Source organism: Pseudomonas sp. TS_SC_3 (assembly GCF_056156225.1).
In genome coordinates this window covers 2,679,448-2,705,028 of record NZ_CM149586.1, presented here as the reverse complement: position 1 = coordinate 2,705,028, position 25,581 = coordinate 2,679,448, and the positions used below count along the sequence as shown (strand labels likewise).

General features: G+C 60.2%; 21 protein-coding genes. 7 read left to right on the top strand and 14 right to left on the bottom strand.

The features are described from left to right. Positions 1–31: 31 nt before the first annotated feature. Both AC0J6G_RS12970 and AC0J6G_RS12965 read right to left on the bottom strand, forming a co-directional pair. The gene (locus tag AC0J6G_RS12970) at positions 32–1,576 is read right to left on the bottom strand and encodes an AmpG family muropeptide MFS transporter (RefSeq protein ID WP_475248332.1); all 1,545 of its coding nucleotides are present in this window, start codon (positions 1,574–1,576) and stop codon (positions 32–34) included. Between the two features lie 43 nt (positions 1,577–1,619). Beyond that, a complete protein-coding gene (locus AC0J6G_RS12965; protein WP_475248330.1) occupies positions 1,620–2,009 on the bottom strand; it encodes an MGMT family protein in 390 nt (129 codons plus the stop codon). A 1-nt stretch (position 2,010) separates the two neighbouring features. Here AC0J6G_RS12965 and AC0J6G_RS12960 point away from each other — a divergent pair, with 1 nt between their 5' ends. Both AC0J6G_RS12960 and AC0J6G_RS12955 read left to right on the top strand, forming a co-directional pair. After that, positions 2,011–3,009, top strand: coding sequence for a DUF481 domain-containing protein (locus tag AC0J6G_RS12960; protein ID WP_475248328.1), 999 nt, complete (start codon positions 2,011–2,013; stop codon positions 3,007–3,009). Between the two features lie 109 nt (positions 3,010–3,118). Then, complete coding sequence (locus tag AC0J6G_RS12955) at positions 3,119–4,123, top strand: DUF481 domain-containing protein (RefSeq protein ID WP_475248326.1); 1,005 nt, start codon at positions 3,119–3,121, stop codon at positions 4,121–4,123. A gap of 181 nt (positions 4,124–4,304) precedes the next feature. Here AC0J6G_RS12955 and AC0J6G_RS12950 read toward each other — a convergent pair whose 3' ends face one another. Further along, entirely contained in the window at positions 4,305–5,063 is a 759-nt protein-coding gene (locus AC0J6G_RS12950) for an SDR family oxidoreductase (protein WP_475248324.1), read from the bottom strand. Between the two features lie 182 nt (positions 5,064–5,245). Between AC0J6G_RS12950 and AC0J6G_RS12945 the strand changes: the two genes are divergently transcribed. The 5 genes from AC0J6G_RS12945 to AC0J6G_RS12925 all read left to right on the top strand — a co-directional run bounded on the left by AC0J6G_RS12945 (position 5,246) and on the right by AC0J6G_RS12925 (position 9,618). Next, on the top strand, positions 5,246–5,977 hold the full coding sequence (locus AC0J6G_RS12945) for a HugZ family pyridoxamine 5'-phosphate oxidase (RefSeq protein WP_475248321.1): 732 nt from the start codon (positions 5,246–5,248) through the stop codon (positions 5,975–5,977). Between the two features lie 63 nt (positions 5,978–6,040). Then, complete coding sequence (locus tag AC0J6G_RS12940) at positions 6,041–6,505, top strand: FxsA family protein (protein WP_475248319.1); 465 nt, start codon at positions 6,041–6,043, stop codon at positions 6,503–6,505. Positions 6,506–6,803: 298 nt separating this feature from the next. Beyond that, a complete protein-coding gene (locus AC0J6G_RS12935; protein ID WP_019827816.1) occupies positions 6,804–7,097 on the top strand; it encodes a co-chaperone GroES in 294 nt (97 codons plus the stop codon). Between the two features lie 58 nt (positions 7,098–7,155). Then, a complete protein-coding gene (gene groL / locus AC0J6G_RS12930; protein ID WP_475248317.1) occupies positions 7,156–8,799 on the top strand; it encodes a chaperonin GroEL in 1,644 nt (547 codons plus the stop codon). A gap of 594 nt (positions 8,800–9,393) precedes the next feature. After that, on the top strand, positions 9,394–9,618 hold the full coding sequence (locus tag AC0J6G_RS12925) for a hypothetical protein (protein ID WP_475248315.1): 225 nt from the start codon (positions 9,394–9,396) through the stop codon (positions 9,616–9,618). Positions 9,619–9,677: 59 nt separating this feature from the next. Here AC0J6G_RS12925 and AC0J6G_RS12920 read toward each other — a convergent pair whose 3' ends face one another. The 11 genes from AC0J6G_RS12920 to AC0J6G_RS12870 form a co-directional block, all read right to left on the bottom strand. Next, positions 9,678–12,725, bottom strand: coding sequence for a multidrug efflux RND transporter permease subunit (locus AC0J6G_RS12920; RefSeq protein ID WP_475248313.1), 3,048 nt, complete (start codon positions 12,723–12,725; stop codon positions 9,678–9,680). A 26-nt stretch (positions 12,726–12,751) separates the two neighbouring features. After that, positions 12,752–13,882 carry an efflux RND transporter periplasmic adaptor subunit gene (locus tag AC0J6G_RS12915; protein WP_475248311.1) on the bottom strand — a complete coding sequence of 377 codons (1,131 nt, stop codon included), beginning with the start codon at positions 13,880–13,882 and terminating at the stop codon, positions 12,752–12,754. Between the two features lie 186 nt (positions 13,883–14,068). Beyond that, positions 14,069–15,694 carry a methyl-accepting chemotaxis protein gene (locus AC0J6G_RS12910; RefSeq protein ID WP_475248309.1) on the bottom strand — a complete coding sequence of 542 codons (1,626 nt, stop codon included), beginning with the start codon at positions 15,692–15,694 and terminating at the stop codon, positions 14,069–14,071. Positions 15,695–15,884: 190 nt separating this feature from the next. Further along, on the bottom strand, positions 15,885–16,979 hold the full coding sequence (locus AC0J6G_RS12905) for a DUF1513 domain-containing protein (protein ID WP_475253732.1): 1,095 nt from the start codon (positions 16,977–16,979) through the stop codon (positions 15,885–15,887). A gap of 9 nt (positions 16,980–16,988) precedes the next feature. Next, positions 16,989–18,050 (bottom strand): imelysin family protein, encoded by a 1,062-nt coding sequence (locus AC0J6G_RS12900; protein WP_475248307.1) that lies wholly within the window; start codon positions 18,048–18,050, stop codon positions 16,989–16,991. A 10-nt stretch (positions 18,051–18,060) separates the two neighbouring features. Beyond that, complete coding sequence (locus AC0J6G_RS12895; RefSeq protein WP_475248305.1) at positions 18,061–19,476, bottom strand: di-heme oxidoreductase family protein; 1,416 nt, start codon at positions 19,474–19,476, stop codon at positions 18,061–18,063. A 262-nt stretch (positions 19,477–19,738) separates the two neighbouring features. Beyond that, positions 19,739–21,073, bottom strand: coding sequence for an imelysin family protein (locus AC0J6G_RS12890; protein WP_475248303.1), 1,335 nt, complete (start codon positions 21,071–21,073; stop codon positions 19,739–19,741). Positions 21,074–21,358: 285 nt separating this feature from the next. Beyond that, complete coding sequence (locus AC0J6G_RS12885; protein WP_475248301.1) at positions 21,359–23,422, bottom strand: putative bifunctional diguanylate cyclase/phosphodiesterase; 2,064 nt, start codon at positions 23,420–23,422, stop codon at positions 21,359–21,361. A 326-nt stretch (positions 23,423–23,748) separates the two neighbouring features. Then, on the bottom strand, positions 23,749–24,330 hold the full coding sequence (locus AC0J6G_RS12880; RefSeq protein ID WP_411183243.1) for a superoxide dismutase: 582 nt from the start codon (positions 24,328–24,330) through the stop codon (positions 23,749–23,751). Between the two features lie 188 nt (positions 24,331–24,518). Further along, positions 24,519–25,130, bottom strand: coding sequence for a LysE/ArgO family amino acid transporter (locus AC0J6G_RS12875; RefSeq protein WP_475248299.1), 612 nt, complete (start codon positions 25,128–25,130; stop codon positions 24,519–24,521). Positions 25,131–25,135: 5 nt separating this feature from the next. After that, positions 25,136–25,537, bottom strand: coding sequence for an ACT domain-containing protein (locus tag AC0J6G_RS12870; RefSeq protein WP_475253730.1), 402 nt, complete (start codon positions 25,535–25,537; stop codon positions 25,136–25,138). Between the last annotated feature and the right edge of the window lie 44 nt (positions 25,538–25,581).

The following is a 25,581-nucleotide window of genomic DNA, read 5'->3' as shown; positions in this document are numbered from 1 at the left end:
GGTAGAGCAAGACTCCTGCCAGTTCGTTCCGTCAGGGTTGCTCTGCAGTACTGATCACGTTGGCATCGTGGGGCTGCGGTCGCTCGCGGCGCCATTGCAGAATGATCAGCAGCAGCGTCGGAATGCCCAGCAAGGCGGTGATCAGGAAGAACTGGGCGTAGCCATAATTCTCCACCATCACACCGGAGTAACCACCGATCAGCCGTGGCAGCAGCAGCATGATGGAGCTGAGCAGGGCGTACTGGGTGGCGGAGAACTTCAGGTTGGTCAGGCTCGACAGGTAGGCAACGAATGCTGCGGTGGCCAGGCCTGCGCTGAAGTTGTCGGCGGAAATGGTCACGATCAGCATTTGCAGATCGGCACCCATGCCGGTGAGCATGAGGAACAGCAGGTTGGTTGCCGCTGATGCCGCGCCTCCGATAAACAGGATCGGCAGAATACCGAAGCGCACGATCAGCAGGCCGCCAAAGCCAGCACCAATCAGGGTCATTACCAGGCCGAATAGCTTGCTGACGCTGGCGATCTGGTCCTTGGTAAAGCCTTGGTCGATGTAGAACACGTTGGCCATTACGCCCATCACGGTGTCCGACATGCGGTAGGTGGCGATCAGGCCCAGCAGCAGAAAGGCCTGCCAGCGGTAACGGACGATAAAATCGTTGACCGGGGTCAGCACTGGCGCCAGGCCACGGCGGCCCATGGTGGACAGGCACAGGCTGGTGAGTAAGGTGTAGAGCAGGGCGCGCAGGAAGGCGCGGTCTTCCAGCAGCAGGTCGAGCATGCTGGCTTGGCCGTTGATCACGCTGGCGAAATCGGTGTGATAGAACTGGGTAAACATCGCCGGTACCGATACCAGCAATACAATCAGCACCAGCACTGAAGCGATCTGGTGGCTAAAGCCATAACGGGCGGCGTCCAGCTGGGTGCGCAGTGGCACATCCGGCTCGCGCATCCACAAGCTGGTCAGTAGGCCAGGCAGCATCAGCAGGGCAAACAGCAGGTAGGTGCCAGCCCAGGCGCCGTGCTGATAGAGCAGGGCGGTGGAGCCAAAGCCTTCGGCGAAATACAGTGCGCCGGCGGTCGCCAGCAAGGCGGCGACGCGGTACCCGGCCATATAACTGGCGGCCAGCGCGGCTTGGCGGGTGTCATCGACGATTTCCAGGCGGTAGGCATCGACGGCGATGTCCTGGGTGGCCGAGGCGAAGGCCACCAGTACGGCCAGGGAAATCAGCCAGGTTAGGTGAGTTTGCGGGTCACACAGGGCCATGCCGGCCAACCCGATGGCGATCAATATTTGCGACAGCACCAGCCAGGAACGTCGGCGGCCCAGTTTGCCCAACAGCGGTAGGCGCCATTGGTCGAGCAGCGGCGACCACACCCATTTGAAGGCATACGCCAGGCCAATCAAGCTGGCAAAGCCAATGGTGTCGCGAGCTACACCGGCTTCGCGCAACCAGACAGAAAGGGTGGAGAACACCAGCATATAAGGCAGGCCAGCGGCGAACCCTAGAAGGAGCAGCACCAATGTCGAGGGGCTGGAATAGGCAGCAATGGCATCGCGCCAGCTTTTACGGGGCATTGAAGGGGTATCAGCCTGAGGTTGGTCCAATAAAGGGCGCACTCTACCCGCTGTGCTCCATTGGGCGCCAGCCATAGCGCGGCATATCCACCCGATCATTATGGATTTGCACACCCTCTTCACGCAGACGGCTGCGTTGCTCCGCGCCGGACAAACTGCCAGCGGGCAGGCTGAGGCGACCACTGGCGGCAATTACCCGGTGCCAGGGCAGTGTGCTGCCGTCCGGCAGTTGGCTGAGCGTGCGCCCGACCCAGCGTGCGGCACGGCCTAAGCCGGCGTAAGCGGCCAGTTGGCTGTAACTCACCACGCAGCCGGCCGGTACTTGGGTCAACACCGCATAAAGTGCCGTACGGCGCTCTGCCTGGCTTGCTGTTGGCTGGCCTGGCGCGGCATGCTTCGACACCTGTTCTGGCTCGCTATCCGGCTTTCCCATCATGTTGCTACGTACTCTGTTGTGTTCTTTGGTTCTTGTGCTGGCCGCGCCTGTTTTGGCCGACACGGTGTGGTTGAACAATGGTGACCGCTTGAGCGGCGAGATCGTTCTGCTCGACGGCGGCAAACTGGCCTTGAAAACCAAGTATGCCGGGCAGGTGCTAATCGCCTGGAAGGATATCGACACCCTGCGCTCGGACAAACCTTTACTGATTCGGCGCCAGGGGCTCGACAGTGAGCTGAGCAATCAGCTGGAAGCCGCCGGCAAGGGCATGGTGCGGGTGGTCAATGGCAGTACGCAAACGGTACCGCTGGCCACTATTAAGCGCCTGGTCCCGCCGCGGCCAGTGCTGCAAGACCGCTTATGGGAAGGCAATCTGGACGCCAAGCTCGACATGGAGCGTGACGACAATGACACCGACGAATGGAAGTTCAAAGGCAACACGCGTATGGAGCATGGGCGCTGGCGTCATGTGCTCAGCGGTGAGCTGGAGCGCAAGGTCAAGAACGAGGCCAAGACGGCCGACAACTGGCAGCTGGAGTACGACCTCGACCGCTTTATCAACGACCATTGGTTCTGGCGGGTTGGTGCCGAGCACGATGAGGATGAGTTCGCTTTTTTCAGCCGGCAGCGCTCACTGGGTACCGGACCGGGTTATCGCTTTTGGGATAACGAATTGGGCCGGCTGGATGTGATCGGCCAGTTCAACCGCTTGCAACTGCAGTTCAATGGTGGCGAGCGCTCGTTCAATACCTACTCGCTGTCCTGGGATTACAAGCGCCTGCTCTGGGGCACTCGCCTAGAGTTTTACAGCACGGCCGAGCTGCAATTGCCCGATGTAGAAGAAATTGACTACGTGCTCGACAGTGAAATGGGCCTGCGTTACCGGCTCACGGACTGGGCGCGGCTGTCGCTGCTGTACGAGCTGGATCAGGCGAGTGGGCTTGGGCAAAGCAGCAGCGAGCGACGTTACCTGCTGGGTGTGGGCGTCGGTTGGTAGCGCGCATGCGCTGAACTCAAAGTGATTCTGTCGGTCAGTGCTTGCTCTGACGTCGTGCGTACGGATAATGCGCGGTCTTTCGCGAACCCAAGACAGATAACCCTTCCCTATGTTTTCCAGAACACTGCTGTGCCTCGCCCTAAGTGTGGCGACTACCTCCACGCTGGCGGATACCGTCTGGCTAAAGAACGGCGACCGCCTGACCGGCAAGATCAAGTTCTACGATGGTGGCAAGCTGCTGCTGGCGACCGATTACGGCGGTGCGATTGCCCTCGATTGGAGCAAGATCGCCACCCTGGAAAGCGACCAGGAGCTGCTGATCAAGGAAAACGCCATCGCCGGTGAACGCGCCAAATCCCTGCAACCGGCGGAGCCGGGCAAGGTCATCCTAGCGAACGGCGATGCGCCCAAGACCATCGAGCTGGCCAGCATCCAACAAATCCTCAAGCCTAAACCTCTGGTCGAGGATCTGGTCTGGAAGGGCAATATCGATGCGGCGTTGGATTACAAACGTGCCGAACGTGACACTGATGACTATGACGTCAACCTGAAAACCCAGGCGCGTCATGGCCTGTGGCGGCATAACGCACAAGCTGACTACAACCGCGAATTCCAGGACGACGTGGTCACCACCGACAACTGGAGCGCCGAATACGCCCTCGACCGCTTCCTGACTGAGCACTGGTTCTGGCAGGGACGTTTCGAGTACAAGCGCGACATGGTCGAAGAGCTTGAGCGCCAGCGCACCCTGGGTACTGGTCCGGGTTACCAGTTCTGGGATAACGAGCTGGGTGCCTTCTCCGTGGCCGGCCTGCTTAACCGTAGCGACTACGAATACAGCAATGGCGAGAGCGACAACTTCTACGCCGCGAGCCTGAAGTGGGACTACAACCGCTACCTGGTCGGCAAGAGTGTCGAGTTGTTCAGCGACGGTGAAGTGGGTAAACCGCTGGGCAGCGTTGCCGATTACACCCTGGATGCTGCAGTCGGCCTGCGCTACAAGCTGACCGACTGGGCTTCGCTGAACATGAAGGCCGAGAAAGACCTGGTCAGCGGCGCAGAAGGTGAGCTGGATGAGACCCGATACAGCCTGGGTTTTGGCGTCGGCTGGTAAGGTCTTACCTGCAAACAAAAAGCCCCGCAGATGCGGGGCTTTTTTATTTCAAGTATCGACGCTGCGAGCTAGAGCCAGACAAGGCGAAGTTGGGCGAGGGCGCGGAGTTTACGGGCTGTAAATGAGCAGCTCGAGCCCAATTTCAACGCAGTCTGGCCGACGCGCAGCAAGTCGAAACCGATTAGAGGCGCAGGCCGCCGTCCAGCTCCAAGATACGACCGGTGTAGTAGTCGTTTTCCAGGATATAGGCCACCGAGTGAGCGATCTCGGCCGGTTTACCCATGCGGCGCAGCGGGATGACCGAGGTCATGCGCTCCAGCGCTTCGGGCTTCATGCTGGCGACCATTTCGGTCTCGATAAAGCCTGGTGCGACGCCCGCGACACGGATGCCGTAACGCGCCAGTTCCTTGGCCCAGACCACGGTGTCGGCGGCGACACCGGCCTTGGCGGCGGAGTAGTTGGCCTGGCCGATGTTGCCCGCACGGGAGATGGAGGAGATGTTGATGATCGCGCCTTCGTTCTTCAGCTCGATCATTTTCGCCGCCACTTCACGGGTGCAGAGGAATACACCGGTGAGGTTGACGTCGATCACCGACTGCCACTGCGCCAGGCTCAGTTTGGTCATCTCGCCGTCCTTGACCTTGATGGTCAGGCCGTCGCGCAGGATGCCGGCGTTGTTGACCAAGCCGTTGATTGCACCAAAGTCTTCGGCAATCTGCGCCACGGTCTGGGTCACTTGCTCTTCATTGGCCACGTTGCACAGGTAAGCGCGGGCTTCTACGCCCATGGCCTTGCAGGCGGCCACGGCTTCGTCCAGTTTTTCTTGATTGAGGTCGACCAGCGCCAGTTTGACGCCTTTCTCAGCCAGGTATTCGGCCATGGCGCGCCCCAGTCCCTGGCAGCCGCCGGTGATGACGATAACTTTGTCTTTGAGTTGCATTGCGTATCCCCAAGTAATTGGCGCCGCTGCAACCTCGTTTACCGCGCTGGCCGTGACGCGTTAAGAGTGTTTGGCCCTGCTGCGAGAGGTTCAATCGGCTTCGGTGTAACCTTGCTGGCGCTGTAACCGTTATTCTAAAACGCCTGTCCGTTAATGACGGATTCTATGCAAGGAGTCATAAGGTGAGCGTGAAAGCCGGCAAGCATGCCCGAGAATTGCTGCTCAAGGAATACCGCGGCGTGCTCAGCACCCATTCCAAGGCCATGCCGGGTTTCCCTTTCGGATCAGTGGTGCCCTATTGCCTGGATGCCGATGGCTACCCATTGATTCTCATCAGCCGCATTGCCCAACACACCCATAACCTCAAGCAGGACGGCAAATGCTCGCTGCTGGTGGGCGAGCGCGGGGCCGAGGATGTACAGGCGGTCGGTCGTCTTACGCTGCTCGCGCATGCCCGGCTGTTGGAGGACGCGGTACAGATCGCAGCGGCGGCGCAACGCTATTACCGCTACTTCCCGGATTCACGCGGTTACCACCAGGCCCATGACTTCGACTTCTGGCGGCTGGAACCGGTGCGCTGGCGCTATATCGGCGGCTTTGGTGCGATTCACTGGCTGGATCAAGTGGCCCTAGCCAATCCCTTCGCTGGCGACAGTGAACTCAGCATGCTCGATCATATGAACAGTGACCATGCCAACGCCATCGCCCATTATGTCGAGTTGGGGCAATTGCCTCGCCATGCGCCGGCCGAACTGGTCGGCCTCGACAGCGAAGGTTTTCACTTGCGCATTGGCCAGAGCCTGCACTGGCTAACATTTCCAACATCCTGTAACAGTCCGCTTGAGGTTCGCCAGGCCCTAGTGGCGCTGGCCCGCGCTGAGGTCTGGCCGACCAGTGGTCAGGCTTCAGCTTGAATTCAGCGCGACACCCCATACTTCACACTTACTGGAAGCTGATCTTCCGTTAAGGAACCTTTGATGCGTGCTTTTCTGTTTTTGTTTTTGCTATTTCCGATTATCGAGCTAGCCCTGCTGATTCAAGTGGGCAGCGCCATCGGCGTGTTGCCGACGCTGCTGCTGGTCGTCGGCTCGGCGGTTCTTGGCAGCGTGCTACTGCGTGTAGCGGGCGTTGCTACGGCCTGGCGTGCGCGTGAAAAACTCTCGCGCGGTGAGTTGCCTGAGCAGGAAATGCTCGAAGGGCTGCTGATTGCTGTCGGGGGTGGCCTGCTGTTGCTCCCTGGCTTTATCAGCGACATCTTCGGCCTGTTCTGCCTGATCCCCTTCACCCGTCGCTTGCTGGTTAACAAGGTGCGCCTGCGCGCCGCCGAACAGGCCATGCGTCAGCGTGCTTTTTTCGATGACCAGGCCGCGCGCTCCGGGCAAGTTCGGCCGGGTGCGGCCCGCCCCAATGTGCTGGAAGGCGAATACGAACGCCGCGACTGACTTGCGGCGCGCCTAAAAGGCTTTCACGGCATATAAAGGGCCGGGAGTCATTTTTAACGTCGCGCAGCGACGGCCCGCCAGGTGGTTGCCATGGATGGCAGGCCATAAAAATTTCACCCTCAGCCCTTGAAATCCTCTTGAGCGCCCTCACCTAACAGTCACCGCAAGGTTTTCTGTCATTCAGGCAGATCAGACTTCAGTGCTGCGCCTGGCGTAGCGCTACCGGCACCGCCGGATTTTGCTAACCCGCCGGTGCATACACCGGCCGCTGTAAACCATCTATTGGGAGAGATCGACAATGAAGCTTCGTCCTCTGCATGACCGCGTTGTAATCCGTCGCAGCGAAGAAGAAAAGAAAACCGCAGGCGGCATCGTGCTGCCAGGTTCCGCTGCCGAGAAAGCCAACAGCGGTGAAATCCTCGCTGTCGGCACCGGCCGCGTGCTGGACAACGGTGAAGTGCGTGCTCTGGCCGTTAAAGTCGGCGACAAAGTGGTGTTTGGCCCTTACTCCGGCAGCAACACCGTGAAAGTTGATGGCGAAGACCTGCTGGTAATGGCTGAGAACGAAATTCTCGCCGTTATCGAAGGCTGATTGCAGCGCCTGTCGCTACGAATTCCGCTCTATTTGAACGAATTAAGGAATAACCATCATGGCTGCTAAAGAAGTTAAATTCGGCGATTCCGCCCGCAAGAAAATGCTCACCGGCGTTAACGTTCTGGCTGACGCAGTAAAAGCTACCCTCGGCCCGAAAGGCCGTAACGTGATCATCGAGAAGAGCTACGGCGCTCCGACCATCACCAAGGACGGCGTTTCCGTTGCCAAAGAAATCGAGCTGAAAGATCGCTTCGAAAACATGGGCGCGCAGCTGGTCAAAGACGTTGCCTCCCGCGCTAACGATGACGCTGGCGACGGCACCACCACCGCCACTGTTCTGGCTCAAGCCATCGTCAACGAAGGCCTGAAAGCCGTCGCGGCTGGCATGAACCCGATGGATCTGAAGCGCGGCATCGACAAGGCGACCATCGCCATCGTTGCTGAGCTGAAGAAGCTGTCCAAGCCTTGCGCTGACACTAAAGCCATCGCTCAGGTGGGTTCGATCTCCGCTAACTCCGACAGCTCCATCGGCGAAATCATTGCCGAAGCCATGGAAAAAGTCGGTAAAGAAGGCGTGATCACCGTTGAAGAAGGCTCGGGCCTGGAAAACGAACTGTCGGTTGTTGAAGGCATGCAGTTCGACCGTGGCTACCTGTCCCCGTACTTCATCAACAAGCCGGACACCATGGTGGCCGAGCTCGACGGCCCGCTGATCCTGCTGGTTGACAAGAAGATCTCCAACATCCGCGAACTGTTGCCAGTTCTGGAAGCGGTGGCCAAGTCCGGCCGTCCGCTGCTGATCGTGGCCGAAGACGTTGAAGGTGAAGCCCTGGCGACTCTGGTTGTGAACAACATGCGCGGTATCGTTAAAGTCGCGGCTGTTAAGGCACCGGGCTTTGGTGATCGTCGCAAGGCCATGCTGCAGGACATCGCTGTGCTGACTGGCGGTACCGTTATCTCCGAAGAGATCGGCCTGAGCTTGGAAAGCGCCACCCTGGAGCACCTGGGTAACGCCAAGCGCGTGATCCTGAGCAAAGAAAACACCACCATCATCGACGGTGCTGGTCAGCAGACTGATATCGAATCGCGCGTTGCGCAGATCCGTAAGCAGGTTGAAGACACCTCGTCCGACTACGACAAAGAGAAGCTGCAAGAGCGTCTGGCCAAACTGGCTGGCGGTGTTGCAGTGATCAAAGTCGGTGCCGGCACCGAAGTTGAAATGAAAGAGAAGAAAGCCCGCGTTGACGACGCCCTGCACGCAACCCGCGCAGCCGTTGAAGAAGGCGTGGTACCTGGCGGTGGCGTGGCGCTGGTTCGCGCTCTGCAGGCCATCAGCGAGCTGAAAGGCGACAACGCCGATCAGGACGTGGGTATCGCTCTGCTGCGTCGTGCTGTTGAAGCACCGCTGCGTCAGATCGTTTCCAACGCTGGCGGCGAGCCAAGCGTCGTGGTCGACAAGGTCAAGCAGGGTTCGGGTAACTACGGCTTCAACGCCGCAACCGATACCTACGGCGACATGATCGAGATGGGTATTCTCGATCCGGCCAAGGTCACCCGTTCGGCACTGCAAGCTGCAGCTTCGATCGGCAGCCTGATGATCACCACCGAAGCGATGATCGCCGAAGTGGTTGAAGACAAGCCGGCCGGTGGCGGTATGCCAGACATGGGCGGCATGGGTGGCATGGGCGGCATGATGTAAGCCAGCCCCGCTCCCGCAGGCCGCCGCCAGGCGGCTTGCACGTTGTAAAGAAAACCCCGTGCCTGTCACGGGGTTTTCATTTTTCTCGGCTATAAACAGTCCTCGCGGCAAAGCGGTACGCCAATTGCTTTGTGTTGTGCGTGCTCCCGGACTGGAGCCTGTCAATCTGCGCTGTGCTGCTGGTCAGCATTGCCGCTTCTTGTTTTGACCTCACCTGGATGTGCTCTACCACGCCGCTTTTGCCGTGTGGCGGGAAATGTTGCCGGTTACGGTTTTGCCTGCGGCTGTTTTAAAACCGTTGGTTCTATGACGCACTGCGCTGATGCAAATGGGCAATTAAGTGACTTTGGGTTTTTACCGGTACGTGCAGTGATGCGGCCCCAATCCTTGGTTTGCTAGAGCGTTGAACCATTGGCGCGGATGCCGCTCGAAGGATGGCCTGCTACATGGCCAGCTGTGGATCAGGATGATCTGAATGGAGTCTCCGGCAGAATCCGCCAGTAACGACCGTTGGTCGTAAAGCGCGACAGTGCGGTGATCAGTGATCTAGGGTCTACAAACAGCGTTTGGCAGCGCTATCAAGAGGTTGCAGTGATGAAGCTAGAAATCGCACGAGGTTTGTTTCTGGTGACCGCGCTCAGCGTGGCCTCGCTCGCGGCAGCGGCTTGGCAGGAGGCCAGCCCCCAGGTCATCAGCCTTAATGAGCGCGGCTATTGTCCACTGCCGCCGCAAGCGCGCGTGGTTGAAGCGGTAAAGCCTGATCAGGACCTGCTGCTGTTTATGTTCAGCCTGACCCAAGGCGCCCGCTCGCAAGGTTGAACCGGCTTGGCTGGTAATTCGACAGACAGAAAAAAGCCCTGCAATGCAGGGCTTTTTTGTTAGTGGGCCTTGGCCGTTGTCGCTGGCGCATCGGGTTGCGCCAGCAGACTGTACACGCAGGGCAGCACGAACAGGGTAAACAGCGTACCAATCGACATGCCGGTGGCGATCACCAGACCGATGTCGAAGCGGCTGACCGCGCCGGCGCCGGTGGCCAGAATCAACGGCACCATGCCGAAGACCATGGCTGCGGTGGTCATCAGCACCGGACGCAGACGAATCGCCGCCGCTTCTTCGACCGCTTCACGCCGCGACAGGCCTTTTTCGCGGCGCAGCTGGTTGGCGAACTCGACGATCAGGATGCCGTGCTTGGTGATCAGACCGATCAGCGTCACCAGGCCCACTTGGGTGTAGATGTTCATGCTCGACAGGCCGAGGAACAGCGGAATCAGCGCACCACAGATCGACAGTGGCACCGTGACCATGATCACCAGCGGGTCACGGAAACTCTCGAACTGCGCCGCCAGCACCAGGAAGATCAGCGCCAGCGCCAGGCCGAAGGTCACGTACAGCGCGCTGCCTTCCTGCACCAGCTGGCGCGACGCACCGGCGAAGTCGTAGGCATAACCGGCCGGGGCTTCTTCCAGCATGATTTGCGTCACCGTCTCGATGGCTTCACCCATGCTGACGATGGGCACGCCCTGGATGATCGCCGAGTTGAGCTGCTGGAACTGGTTGAGCTGGGTCGGCCGGGCGCGGTCGCTGACCTTGACCAGCGTCGACAGGGCCAGCATCGCGCCGCTTTCGCTCTTCACGTAGTAGCTGCCGAGCCACTCTGGGTTGTCGCGATACGCGCGCTCGACCTGGGCGATCACCTTGTAGCTGCGTCCGTCGATGGTGAAGCGGTTGATCTCGCCTTCACCGAGCAGGCTGGCCAGGGTCAGACCGAGGTCTTCCATGGACACGCCCATCTGTGCGGCTTTCTCGCGGTCGATCTCCACCACCACTTCCGGCTTGTCAAAGGCCAGGTCGACGTCGAGGAAGGCGAACTTACCGGACTCCACGGCGCGTTGCTTGACCCGCTCGGTGACCTGCAACAGCGACTGGTAGTCGTTGGGCGTGTTGATCACGAACTGGAACGGCAGCCCTTCACCTGTGCCTGGCAGGGCGGGGAGGTTGAAGCCGAAAATCTGTAACCCGGCAATCTGTGACAGGCGTGCCTGCACCTCGGGGAGGATTTCCATTTGCGTGCGCTCGCGCTCGCTCCACGGCGTCATCAAAAAGCCGCCAATACCTGACTGCACGCCGCTGGTGCCGTTGATCTGGAACGAGGAGTAGTACTCGGGGAACTCCTTGAAGATGGTCACGAACTCGTCGGTGTACTTATTCAAGTAATCGAGGTTGGTGGCTTGCGGCGCATTGGCAATCATGAAAATGATGCCTTGGTCCTCTTCCGGGGCCAGTTCGCTTTTGGTGAATTTGAGCAGCACCGGAATCAGGCACATGACGATCACCGCAAACACCAGCACCACCGGGCGAGTGTCCAGAGTGCTGTGCAGGCCGCGTTGATAGCGCTGTTTGAGACCGTCGAAAATCTGGTCGAGCTTGTGTGCCAGGCCCGACGGATTCTCCTCATGGCGCAGCAGCTTGGCGCACATCATCGGCGACAGGGTCAGGGCGACGATGCCAGAAATGATCACCGCGCCGGCCAGGGTCAGAGCAAATTCCTTGAACAATGCGCCGGTCAGGCCTTCGAGGAAACCGATAGGCGCGTACACCGCCGCCAGGGTGATGGTCATCGACACCACCGGTACGGCGATCTCGCGGGCGCCTTCGATGGCTGCATCGAACGGCGTTTTGCCTTCCTCGATATGCCGGTGGATGTTCTCCACCACCACGATGGCGTCATCGACCACCAGGCCGATGGCCAGGACCATGGCCAGCAGGGTCAGCAGGTTGATCGAGTAGCCCATCAGCTGCATAAAGAACATCACGCCGATCATTGACAGCGGAATGGTGATCACTGGGATCAGCACCGAGCGGAACGCGCCGAGGAACAGGAACACCACCACGATGACGATCAGCACAGCTTCGAACAGGGTCTTCACCACCTCATCAATCGAGGCCTGGATAAACAGCGTGGCGTCGTAGGCGATGGAAACGTCTAGGTTGGGCGGCAGCTGGGCTTCCAGCTCGGGCATGACGTTGCGCACTTCCTTGATCACGTCCAGCGGGTTGGCGCCCGGCGTGCCCTTGATGGCGATGTACACCGAGGGGGTGCCATCGAAGGAGCTGATCGAGTCGTAGCTTTCCGCACCCATTTCCACCCGCGCCACATCACGGATCAGCACGCGGCTGTCGCCCACAGTTTTCAGCGGTATGGCAGCAAAGGCCTCGGCCGACTTTAGGTCGGTTTCGGCGTTGATGCTGGTGACCACGTACTCGCCTTTTACCTCACCCGCAGCGGCGAGGAAGTTGTACTTGCGCACCGCCGCATTAACGTCGCTGGCGGTCACGCCGTAGGCGCCCATCTTCACCGGGTCGAGCCATAGGCGCATGGCAAACACCTGGTTGCCGAGAATCTCGGCTTCAGCCATGCCGGGCAGGGTGGCCAGCTTGGGCTGGATGACCCGCGACAGGTAATCGGTGATCTGTGGGTTGCTCAGTTCCTGGCTGTAGAAGCTGATGTACATCAGCGCCGTGGAGTCGGCGGCTTCTTTGCTCAGCACCGGGTCTTCGGCGTCCTGCGGTAGCTGGTTCTTCACCTCGTTGGCCTTGGCCAACAGTTCGGTGAACAAGCGGTCGCTATTGGCGCCGATGCGCGCATAGATCGAGATAACCGAGACGTTTTGCCGGCTGACCGAGGTCATGTAGTCGATGCCGTCAGCACTGGCCAAACTTTGCTGCAGCGGCTGGGTGATATAGCCCTGAATGGTCTCGGCATTGGCCCCGGGGTAAGCCGTGGTCACCGTGATCAGGGCGTTTTCCATCTGCGGGTACTGGCGGATGGTCAGTTTGCTGAATGCCTGAAAGCCAAGCAGGATGATCAACAGACTGACCACGGTCGCCAACACCGGGCGACGGATAAAGGGATCAGTAAAAGCCATAAATAAGTTCCTTTACGCCTGCGCGATTATTCGGCGCTCGGCTTGGCTTGGGCATTGGCGATGCTGACGTGGGCGCCGTTATCCAGCTTCAGCTGGCCGGCGGACACCACCTGCTCACCAGCCTGCAAACCCTTATTGATCACCACCTGGCCGTCGCGGCGCTCGCCGGTTTCAACGAAGCGGCGCTCGACCACCAGTTCAGCCTGGCCTTTGTCGTCTTTGACCACCTGGCCGTCTTCAGCTTTCTTCTCGCTGATCACGTACACCGAATTGCCGTAGAGGGTGTAGGTGATGGCGGTTTCCGGCACGACGATCACCGTAGGCTCGCCAGGCAGCAGCACGTCCAGGTTGGCGAACATGCCGGGCAGCAGTTTGCTTTCCGGGTTGGCCAGCATGGCGCGCACTTGCACGTTGCGGGTGGTGTCTTCGACCTTGGGGTTGATCGCGGCGATTTCACCCTCGAATACCTCATTCGGGTATGCCGCCACGCTGACGCGAACGCGCTCGCCGATGGCTAACTTAGGCACTGCTTGTTCCGGCAGGAAGAAGTCGACGTACAGCTTGCTCAGGTCCTGCAGGGTGGCGATGGTGGTGCCGGAGGCCAGGTAATCCCCCACGTCGACCTGGCGGATGCCGATGGTGCCGGCAAACGGCGCGAGGATGCGCTTCTTCGCCAGTTGCGCCTGCAGCTGAGCCACGCTGGCGTTGGCTTTTTGCAGGCTGGCGGAAAGGCGGTCGAACTCGCTTTTAGAGATGCTCTGACGGTTGACCAGGCTGCGACCGCGCTCGAATTCGACCCGTGCCAGGCCCAGTTCGGCTTGGGCGGTGGCCAGGCTGGCCTGCTCGACGTCGCTGTCCATCTGGATCAGCGGCTGCTGCAGGGTGACCTGCTCGCCGGAGCGGAACAGTACTTGCTGCACGGTGCCGGCAACTTCCACGGTCAGGTCGACGCCCTGGAAGGCGATGAGGGTGCCGATGGCTGGCAAACGACCCTGCCACGGACGTTCTTCGGCCGACGCAGCATCGACGCTGATGGCCGGCTGCGGGGCCGAGAACATCTGCACTTGCTGGTAGATGGAAAAGCCTTTGTAGGCGGCGAGGGCGAGTACCACAACGAGTACCGCGCCGAGCATGATCAGCATGCGACGGAGCAACATATTCCGGTTCCTTGGCAAGGCGGAGAGGGGCCTGGGAATAGGCAAGAGGGGCACATTAGACCCACTCAAAAGGCATGTCAAAGATTCGCATTTGCGCGCAAAAGTTGTACAGAGCGTGCCTGATTGAGCAAGTGCTTTTTAATAAAAATGCCAGCATGTGCTGGCATTTTGGGTGCAGTGGAGGGCTCAGGCACTCAGGCGCTGGGTCACTTCACTGAGTTGACCGGACAACGCGTGCAGGTTCTGCCCGGCGCTTTCGGTGCGCTGCACATTGTCCTGGTTGGCCGTGGCAATGGCGGTAATTTCGGTGAGGTTGCGTGAGATGTCCTCGGCGACCGAGGTCTGTTCTTCGGCGGCGGTGGCAATCTGTCGGTTCATGTCGCGGATGGCTTCCACCGCCTGGGTGATCAATTGCAGGGTGGAGCCTGCCTGCGTCACCTGGACTACACCTTCTTCGCTGCGCTGCTGGCCGCTTTCAATGGCGCGTACGGCATTGCTGGCTCCGGTTTGCACGGTATCAATGATCTGGTGAATCTCCGCCGTAGACTGCGCCGTGCGCTGGGCTAGGGTGCGCACTTCATCGGCCACTACGGCAAAACCACGACCCTGCTCGCCGGCGCGGGCAGCCTCGATGGCGGCATTAAGCGCCAGCAGGTTGGTTTGTTCGGCAATGCCGCGAATCACTTCGAGCACCTTGCTGATGCGTCCGGTATCGCTTTCCAGGCGGCGGATCACCTCGGAGGTGTTGCTGATTTCGCCGCGGATATCGGTGATGGTTTTGATGGTGGCCTGCATCACGGTTTCACCCTGGCGCGCCGCGCTGTCGGCATCATCGGCCGCTGTAGCGGCTTCGGCTGCATGGCGCGCGACTTCCTGCGCGGTGGCGGACATTTCATGCATCGCCGTGGCCACTTGGTCGGTGCGCGAGAACTGCTCGCGGGTGCCTTGGGCCATCAGGGTGGCGATGGAGTTGAGTTCACCGCTGGCGGTGTCGAGGTCTTCAGTGCTGCGCTTGAGGCGGGTGAAGGTGTCCGCGAGGAAGTCGCGCAGGATATTGGCGGCTATGGCCAGCTTGCCCAGCTCGTCCTGCCGGGTGGACTCAACGCGCTTGCCGAAATTGCCGTGACTCAGTTGGGCGATATGCTCGATCAGCTCGCGGATCGGGTTGATCAGGTTGCGGTTGATCAGCCACAAGCTGAACAGTGCGATCACCACCGTAGCGCCGAGCATCAGCAGGGTGCCGTAGGTGATGGTGCGGTCGGCCGAGGCATTGATCAGGCTGGCTTGTTCCAGGCTCTGCTTGTGCAGCTCGCCGGACAAGGCTTCCAATTGCTGTGCGGTATTACGATCAATGCCGGACACGGCTTTATCGCCAACGGCGGCATCAGCGCCTGCTGCGATAAAGGCGTAACGACCCTTACGGTAATTGACGCCGAGTGACTGGTGCTCACGGCGCAGGCTGTCGATCTTGCCTTTGAGGGTGTTGTCGCCGCTGGCCAGGTCGCTCAATTGCCCCAGCGTTTCCTGAACCTTACGTTCCTGCGCTTCGAACTGGCTCCAGTACTTGTCCAGTTGCGCCTTGTCGCTGCCGCGCAACAGAACATTCTTCCATTCCTGGACCTGGGTTTTGAAGTTGAGGTTGGTCACGTCGATCAGTGTCGACGCCTCCAGCGGCCCCGCCAACAGGCCACGATAGGCTTGCATGCCGCTGGACAGAAAGCTGAAGCAGGCTAACGCGGTGACCAGAATCAGCGCCAGACTGCCGCCGAGCAGGGCGAGAATTTGCGCGCGTAAGGACTTTTGCAGAAACATTGGGGTACCTGACTGTGGGAGGTGGGGTGCCGGTGACGCGTAGCGCGCCCTAACTGCGAAGGTCCCTATCGACAGGTATTGACTGAGCCGTGGCGAGCGGCACTCAAAGTATAGATCGGCGCTGCGACAGCGTTCTTTAGCCTGTCGCAGGTATATTACCGTTATGCGGGGAGGGCCTGTGATTAAGCGCTCAGGCGATGCGCAGGTGGTTGTCCCACAGGCCTGCGGGGAGTTGCAGCGGCCGGCTGACAATTGCCGTGCTGCGGCAGTCGTACAGGCGGCAGCGACCCACACCGCTGCTGACCACAAAGCCTTCGCTGGTGGCGCCCACTCCCGCGCAGTCAGCCAGGGGAGCATCCAGGCGTAGCTCGGCGCTGTCCAAGTCCCAGATAAATACGCGGTTGCCGCGCGGCGCGGTCAGGGCCAGCAAGCGCAGTTCGCTGTGGATGGCCACGCTGGCGGTGTATTGGTTCATCAGTTGGCGCTGTGCGTCCGCTACGGGAAAGTGTTGAAAGGGCTGGCCGGGCCGCTTGATGGCCAACAGCGGCGCATTGTCGCTGAGCGCGCCCATATATTGCTGACCACTGACGACGGTGCCATCGCTGGCCACAGCCAGGTGGCGCACGCTGTTCATCTGTTCGGGCAGTTGCTCCTTGCTCACCAGGCTGCCATCACGGCACAGCAGCACCAGGCTGGCCTCCATGGTGTTGAGGTTCATCTCTACGCGGCTGTCGGCTTCGGTGCGGATACCACCGTTGGCCACGACCAGGGTTTCGCCATCCGGCAGCCAGAGCAACTGGTGCGGGCCGATGCCGTGAGTGGACAGCTCGCTGCTGCGTTGCAGTTGCTCGCCTTGTAAGCGGTAGACACCCAACACGCCACGACCGGGCTCGGAGGTGTCGTTCTCGGTGGCATAGAGCCATTCGCCGTCCTTGTGGAACACCGCATGGCCATAAAAGTGGCGCTGCTTGGGTGAGCGCAGGGTCTGCAGCAAACGCCCGTCACGGGTGTCGATCAGGTAGCTCTCGGTGCTCGGCCGGCGGCCAACAAACAGGGCCATGGGCAGAAACGGATGGGCGATGACATCGTGGCAGCGTTCAGTGACCTGGGTGGCAAACGCCTGGCTGCCGTCCAAGTGGTAGCCCACGGCGAAGTGCTGGCCGCTGCTGTTGTTGCGTGCAGAAAGCAGCAGCGGTTGTGCGCCGCTGTGCATCAGCGTCCAGCCGCCCAGGGCGCTAGCCGCTAAGGCGGCAGCCCCCAAACCCAGGAAGGTACGGCGTTTAATCTGCATCACTCAGTCACCGTCATGGGCGTTGAAGCCCAGTTGAATGCCCAGGGTCTTGGCCAGTTCCGACTCATGCAGGCGATGCAGGGTGTTGAGGCTGTCGTAGAGCGCATTCAACTCAGCACGCCCGGCTTCATCGCTGAGCAACTCGCCGAGTGGACGCTGCGCCGCGGCCAAACGCTGGCGGGTGTCGCTGTAAGCAGCATTAATGCGCTGTTTCAGCGCGTCCTGATCACTGCCGAGCAGTGCCTGGATACCATCGTGCTCGGCGCCCAGCCAAATACGTTCAGCGCTGGCCAGGCTCACGGCCAGGTTGGTCAGGCTCGCCTTACTGCGCCATGCCTCGGCCTGGTAGGGCTGTGGCTGGCCTTTGCTCTGACGGCCCATGGGCGTACCGAGCTTCTTTTTCAGCCCGTCGATGGCGCTGACTTGGGTGCGTAGCAATTCCGCCACCGCTTCCGGGGCTTCGGCGTAGCGCGCATTCGGGAAGCTTTTCAGCTGTGCGGCCATGCCGTCCTTGCTCTGCCAGCTGGCCAGTACATCAGCTGCAAGCGCTTGCTGATGTTCGCTGATGGCAATCATTAATGGGCAGTAACGGGCTTTCTGCGCGGCGTTATTCAAATCAATCGCTGGGTCAAACAGCAGGTATTCATAAGCGGTCAGACCTTGCACCACCACGCTGGATTTATCCAGGTCAGCCGGGGTCAGTTCGGGTTTGCTGTTGAGCAGGGCCTCAACCTGGCGCGCGACCAGGTTTTTCTTATCCGGCCAGAACTGGATCTGCCACGCACGGTTGCCTTCTGCCAACGGTCCCAAGGCCGCCGGTTGTACAGCCGCCCAGGCGCTCTGCGCGCTAAAGAAGGCTTGGCGGGCTTCATTAAGCGTCTGTTGCTCGGTGCAGAAGGCTTGCGCGCTGGTTGCCAGTTGCCGGTCGGCTTCGTGCCAGGCGCTGTAGATCGGCAGCAGGACGCCATCGGTCAGCGCGCGACTGACGTGCTCCTGCGGGTCGCTCGGGCTGCAGGCCGTGAGTGTCAGGCTGAGTAGGGCCAGGCCCAGGGGGGAACGGATCATGAATGACTCCTTACAGCGAATTCAGGAAGGTCAGCAGCGCGTGACGCTGCTCAGCGGTGAACGTTAGGACGTGTTGTTTGGCGGCTTCGGCTTCGCCACCGTGCCAAAGAATGGCCTCTAGCAGGTTGCGCGCGCGGCCATCGTGAAGGAACTGGGTGTGGCCGCTGACCGTTTCCGTCAAGCCAATCCCCCACAGGGGGGGCGTGCGCCATTCGCGGCCGTTGGCAAGAAATTCCGGGCGGTTGTCAGCCAGACCGTCACCCATGTCATGCAGCAGCAGGTCGCTGTAGGGGCGAATAACCTGGTTGGCCAGTTCTGGCTCGGCGGCATCCGCTGCGGTGGTGAATTGCGGGGTATGGCAGCCTTGGCAGCCGGCCTGATGGAACAGGTTTTTGCCGGCGAGCACCTGCGGCGTATCGGCGCCGCGCCGCGCCGGCACCCCAAGGTTGCGGGTGTAGAACAGCACGCTGGCGAGGATGTTGTCGCTGACTTCGGGCTCGCCGCCGTGGGGCGCGTGGCGGCAGTCGGTTTGCACTGCTGTGCAGTTGTCCTGGGCGATCAGCGAGGTGGTTAGGCCCATGTCGTTGACAAAGGCGTCGGCGTTCTGTTGGTTGAGCGTCGGTTGGCCAGCCTTCCAGCCGAAGCGGCCAAGTACGGTGCGCTGCTGCTCGCGGTCCCACACCTGATTGGCGCGCCCGGAAATACCATCGCCATTGCTGTCCTCGGGGTCGGCATTGGCCAGGAGGGCGGCTTCTGGAATCGCTTCGAGCAGGCCGAGGCCGATCATCGGCGGGGCGATGCGTGCGGAGAACAGCGTGTCGGGGTGCAGGGCGCCATAACCGAGCTGGCTGATTTCCAGGTTGGGCTTGCGCAGCTCGACCGCTAGGCCATCGGCAAAGCTGACCCGCTGCGTGCTGTAGCTGACGCGCACCTTGCCTTCAGGCGCGGTGCCAGGGTTGGCCATATCCTGCAGTTGGCCGCCGTAGATGGGTTCGGCGAGCACGCCAAGGCGCTGGATAATTGCAGCATGTTCAGTACCGGCTGGAATCGACAGGCGGACTAGCATGGACGCCGCACTCTGCGCATCGGCGGCCGGTGGATGGCCACGACCGTCCTTGATGTGGCAGTTCTGACAGCCATTAGTGTTGAATAACGGGCCAAGGCCATCACGTGCGGTGGTGGTGGCCGGCGCGCTGACCCAGGGATTGCGGAAGAAGCTGTTGCCGACGCTGAAATCCAGGCGCCGTGAAGGTGACAGGTTGGCTGACGGCAAGGAGAAGGCGTTCTGATCCGCTTTGCGCACAGTGGCGGTGCCCGCAGATAGGGCTTCACCCGGTTCTGCCTGGGTGAACTGTGGGGTTTTATCGCAGGCGACCAGGCCCAGGCTCAACGCCAGCAGCAGAGCAGCGCGATGGGATGCGAGCATGGAGGAAGATCCGCAGGAAAAAACAGGCACCGATATTAACAGCCTGGCCCGGTTTAAATAAGACGGATTTGCATTAGCAGTGGTGGCCAAAGGTCGCAGGCCACACAACATCGCCCGGAGCGATTTTTGACGGTGCGTGGCGACGGCGCCGAAGGAGTGGTCGCCAGGGCTGGCAGGCCATAAAAAAGCCGCGACTCCGGTTAAGGCGTCGCGGCTTTTGTGTGGCGCTTCAGTCGCCGCGAATATCGTCGCGGCGCAGTGCTTAGAAGCTGTGGTCAGCGGTATCCGGATTGAGATCACTGATACCCAGCTTGCCGGCAGCCTGCTCAATGGCGCCGGTCTGCTTGACCAGCGCGGCGATGGCATCACGAACGATCTGCTGGCCTTCGGCATTGTCGGCAGCGATCAGCTGATCGAAGTGCTTGCCGTTGTTGGCGCTGTCGACCAAGACCTGCAATTTGGCTTCAGTGGCGGCGAGGTCGGCTTTCAAGGTGCTGTCAGCGGCGGCGTCAAGCTTGGCGACCAGCGACGACAGGCTCGGGCCGGTCAGGGTGGTGCCATCGACCTTCTTGTATTCGCCCAGGTAGACGTTGCGAATACCTTTGCCGTTGTAGAAGTGTGAGTTGTGAGTGTTGTCGCTGAAGCAGTCGTGTTCGTCTTCGGTGGAGTTGGCTTCCAGCGCGACTTTCATGCGCTCGCCGGCCAGTTCGCCGAGGGACAGGCTACCCATGCCGAAGAGCATTTTGCGCAGGCCGTTTTCGCCTGATTCGGATTCCAGTTTGGCGCGGTAGTTGTCGGTGTTGCCGGCTTGCCACTGCAGCACCATTGCATCGAGGTCGCTAACCAGCAGATCAGCCGCTGCTTTGATAAAGGCGCGACGGCGCTCGGTGTTGCCCCCGGTAGCGCCTTCGCCCACCACGAAGTCAGTCGCAGGGCGCTCGCCTGCACCGGGGTTAGTGCCATTCAGGTCCTGGCCCCAGAGCAGAAATTCGATGGCGTGGTAGCCGGTGGCAACGTTGGCTTCGGAGCCGCCCAGTTCATTCAAGCTGGCCAGCAGGTCTGGGGTGATGGTGGTGACATCAAGCTTGTCTTCGCCGACCTGGATTTCAGTGTTGGCGATGATGTTGGCGCTGGCACCTGGGTTACCTAGGGCGTGCTGGTAGTCCTGGGCGACGTAGTCGATCAGGCCTTCGTCCAGCGGCCAGGCATTCAGCTGACCTTCCCAATCGTCGACCACGGCGTTGCCGAAGCGGAACACTTCAGTCTGCATATAAGGTACACGGGCAGCCAGCCAGGCTTCGCGGGCGGCTTGCAGGGTGTCGGCATTTGGGTTGGCGAGCAGGGCATCGACCGCTGCTTGCAGAGCTTTGCCGGTGCTGGCGGCGTCGCTGAATACGGCCAGGGCCAGGTTGGCGTAGTGGCTGACCACGGCTTTGGCAGCGGCTTCATCAACCTGGCTGGTGGTCACTGCCGGTGCGCTGGTGCTGCTGACAGCCGGTGCGGTGGCTTGGTTGGCAGGTGCTTTGTCTTCACCACAACCGGCGAGTGAAATGGCGATGGCGAGCAGGCTGGCAGAGCCCAGGGGCATACGGAGCATGGCGGAATCCTTTGCTGGTGAGAGTAAGCACCCACGCAAGCGGGTACAAAAACCGAAACATAATGCGAAAGATTTTCATTTTGCGCAAAGGGTCGTTGTTGTTTTTTCACTGAAAGCGATGATCAAGGCCGCTGCAGGTCATTGCTGAGCAGCTGAATCTGCCCTTAGGTGCTCAAGCCGAACACGCTATGTATTGAGCTGCCTCGGGGGGATGGCTGGCGCGCTGCTTCAGGCACCCATAAAAAAGCCCGCCAAGTTGGCGGGCTGCTGTGTATGCGCTTGCGTCTAAAGCGTGACGGGATCGGCCGCGCTGTTGAGGCGTCTGGCCTGCTTCAGGTAGTTGGTCAGTTCCCGTGCTGGCAACGGCTTACTGTACAAGTAGCCCTGACCTTCATTGCAACCTTGAGCAATGATGTAGGCCTCCTGCTCAACGGTTTCTACGCCCTCGGCAATCACTTGCATGCCCAGGCTCTTACCCAGCTGGATGATGGCGCGCACGATTGTGGCATCGTCTTCATCTTCCAGCAGGTCTTGAACGAAGCTCTTGTCGATCTTGATTTTGTCGAGCGGCAGGCTCTTCAGGTAACTCAGCGAGGAGTAGCCAGTACCAAAGTCATCAATGGCAATTAGCGCCCCCGAGCGGCGCAGGCTAAGCAGGTGTTGAGCGGCGGTGTTGATGTCTTCCATCAGGCCCGTTTCAGTCACCTCCAGCTCAAGGCTGCGCAGCGGCAAGCGGTAGACCTGCATCAGGTTATTGACCACCCGTGGTAGCTCGGCATGGTGCAGCTGCACGGTGGACAGGTTGACCGCCATGCGCAGCTCAGTGAAGCCTTGATCATGCCACTCACGCAACTGGCGACACGTCTGGTCGAGAATCCATTCGCCAATCGGGATGATGGTGCCGTTCTGCTCGGCGAGCGGGATAAAAAGATCTGGCGGTACCAGACCGTGCTGAGGATGTTGCCAGCGCAGCAGCGCTTCGACGCCCACCACACTGTGGTCGCGGTAGTCGACCTGCGGTTGGTAGACCAGGTGCAGCTGGTTCAGGGCCAGGGCGTCGCGCAGGTCTTTCTCCAGCTCACGACGGCGGCGCATCTCGCTGTCGACGCTGGCGATGTAAAACTGGTAGCGGTTGCGTGAGCGACTTTTGGCCAAGGTCATGGTTTGTTCGGCTTTCTGCAGCAGCTTCTCGGTGCTGTCGCCGTCTTCCGGGAACAAGGTAATGCCAATGGTGGCGCGCAATCGCACCTGCTGCTGGTCGAGCATAAACGGGGTGTCGAGGTCGTCGAGCACGCTTTGCGCCAGCTCGGCGGCCTCATAAGGCTGCTCGATGTCGGCCTGAACCAGCGCAAATTGGTCGCCCCCAAGCCTGGCTAGGGCGCCAAGACGACCGCTGTGGCTGCGCAGGCGGTCGGACAGGGCCAGCAGCAGTTGGTCGCCGGTCTGGTAACTGAATTGCTCGTTGATCCCTTTGAAGTCATCCAGGCCCACGCACAGCACAGCCACGCGGCGGTTGAGGCGGCCGGCGTCTTCGAGAATCTGGTCCAGTTGCTGTTGCAGTTGCTGGCGGTTCGGCAGGCCGGTGAGAAAATCGTACTGGGCCATGCGCAATAAGCTGTTTTCCGCTTCGTGACGCAGGTTGGTATTGCGTTCGATAGAAGACAGCAGCTGGTTGGCCGTGTTGATCCACAACCCCAACTCGTTTTTCTCGTTGCCTTTGAGCATGGGTAACTTGTGCTCGCTGGGACGGTCCGGGTTGATGTTGGTCAGGTGCTCGATAATTTTCGACAGCGGCTTGGTCAGCAGCATGTGGTAGACCACATACAGCACCAGGCCCATGGCTAATGCACGCAGCACGCCTGAGATAAAGATGATTACCGAGTTGGTGACAAAGCTTTCACCATAGGGAGCGGTATCCAGGGTGATGCTGAGGTCGCCGTAGTACTCGCTGTAGGGGCCGCGACCGACCAGCCGAGTGGTGAAGTTCTGCTCTTTACCGAGAATCGGGTCGGTCATCCAGCGGGTCGGGATATCGATCTGTACGCGCGATTTCTCCGCGAGCATCGGCTCGTTGGGGTGGCCGATGGAAGCCATGCGCACTGACTCGTGCTGGAACAGGCCTTCAATAACCTGCATACCCATTTCCCGGTCCAGGCTGTAAACCGCCTGGGTGGAAGGGTCGCGGAACATGCCAAGAATACGATGCGCATCGTTGGTCACCGCCTGACGCGTTTTGTACACGTCGAACACAATTTGGGCAAAACTCAAGACCACGCCGACGATCAGCGCTGAAAGCAGCACCACGCGGAGCAACTTAAGTGACAAGCTGTTTTTGAGTTCCAGCTTCAAGTGGCGGTTCCTTGTTCGAAGCCGTTGGCGTCAGACGCAATGAGTATTGGCAAAGTCGTGCTTGCAGTCAAAGGGCCATTACTAAAGTGTGCCGAGTAATTTTGCTGCGCTGTGCTGTCACTGATAGTGGCGAGTAAATGTGCTGCCCGCAATGTATCGGTGCGCTGACGTGCGACTTGAGTGCAACAGGGCGTTTTTTGCGGGTGGCGGGTTTGGTTGTGGCAACTGCAGCCGTTTACGAGTGAGTGTCAGGCTCGCGATCATCGGCCTTATCGCATAACAAGAAACCCGGCACTTGGCCGGGTTCTTGTGTGGTGCGCTGGTATTTACGCCGCGTAGTTTTTCGCGACGAAGTCCCAGTTAACCAGGTTCCAGAACGCCTCAACATACTTCGGACGTACGTTGCGGTAGTCGATGTAGTAAGCGTGTTCCCAAACGTCGCAGGTCAGCAGCGGGGTGTCGCCGCTGGTCAGCGGGCAGCCGGCACCGATGGTGCTGGCCAGAGCCAGGGAACCGTCCGCTTTCTTCACCAGCCAGCCCCAGCCGGAGCCGAAGGTGCCGATGGACACTTTGCTGAACTCTTCTTTGAACTTGTCGAACGAGCCGAACGCTGCGTTGATCGCGTCAGCCAGTGCGCCAGTCGGTTGACCGCCAGCGTTAGGTGCCAGGCAGTTCCAGTAGAAGGTGTGGTTCCAGACTTGGGCGGCGTTGTTGAAGATGCCACCGGAAGACGTCTTGACGATCTCTTCCAGGGTTTTGCCTTCGAACTCGGTGCCAGGGACCAGGTTGTTCAGGTTCACGACATAGGTGTTGTGGTGCTTGTCGTGGTGGAATTCCAAGGTTTCCTTGGAAATGTGCGGCTGCAGTGCGTCATGTGCGTAGGGCAGCGGCGGCAATTCGAAAGCCATTGTCTATCTCCTAATCAGGTCAGGTGCGGTGTGCGCGAAGCCGATCACGGGCGGCTATCTAAGCGGCGTGAGTTATCTCTTTGCGCCGCAAGCCTTCGATCATAGCACCGGCACTGCACCTTAAACACACGACAACTGTGTGGAAAACCAACTTGGCGCAGCGCTCGCAGGCTTGTTGCAGAGCTGTTTCAGCCCATGTTGGTGTCACGCAGCAACTGCCATGCAATGCTGAACATCATCAGTGCCACACCCAGATCGATGACGCGCCAGGTATTGGGCCTGGCCAGCCAAGGTGCAAGCCAGGCCGCGCCCAGGGCCAGGAATAAGAACCACATAAATGATGCGCTTGCGGCGCCCAGCGCATAGGCCCCCGGCACCGTTTGCTGCGCCCCGAGTGAGCCGATCAGCAATACGGTGTCCAAGTAAACGTGCGGGTTAAGCAGGGTGACGGCCAGCGCCGCCAGCAACACGGCGCGGCGCGAGCGTGGGCCGCTGTCGCTGGCTTGCTTGAGCGCTTGCGGACGGCCAGCCCGTAAAAGAGCTTGGCTGCCGTACCAGAGCAGAAATGCCGCGCCGCCCCAGCGCGCTAAACCCAGCAGCAGCGGATTTTGCGCGAGCATGGCAGCCAGGCCAAACACGCCAGCGGTTACCAGCAGTGCATCGCAAACCACGCAGAGCATGGCCACCGGCAGGTGGTGTTCGCGGCGCAGGCTTTGCGCCAGGACGAAAGCGTTTTGCGCGCCGAGGGCAATAATCAACCCGGCAGCGATCAGCAGGCCGTTGCTATAGCTTTGCCACATGCCCACTACTCCGCGTTTTCGGCCAATTGCTGCAGCACGCCCAGGGCGCGCGGACCATCGGCATGGGCGACGAACAGGTGGTCGTGGTAATAGCCTGCAATCACATTGCAGCTGATCCCGGCGGTGGCCAGCGCCCCGGCAACGGCAGCCGTCAGCCCCATCGCTGCCAGGGCTGAATGCACCTCCAGGGTTAGCCAAGCCGCCACATAATCAACTTCCAGTTGCAAGTGCTCGGCCTGCTGGCGCTGCAGGATAACGGTCAAACCTTCGCGCTCCTGAAAGCTGCCGAGCGGCTGCACGCCTTGCAACTGCGTGGCGTCAGTCAGGCTGCAAAAGACGTATGCGCCATCGTTCAGCACAGGCGTCATGCTGCGTAATAAAGTTGTGAGTGAGGTTTCGCCGGCCATGTGGTTGCCCTGATTACCGTGGAGAGTGTGGCGAGTCTGTTGCG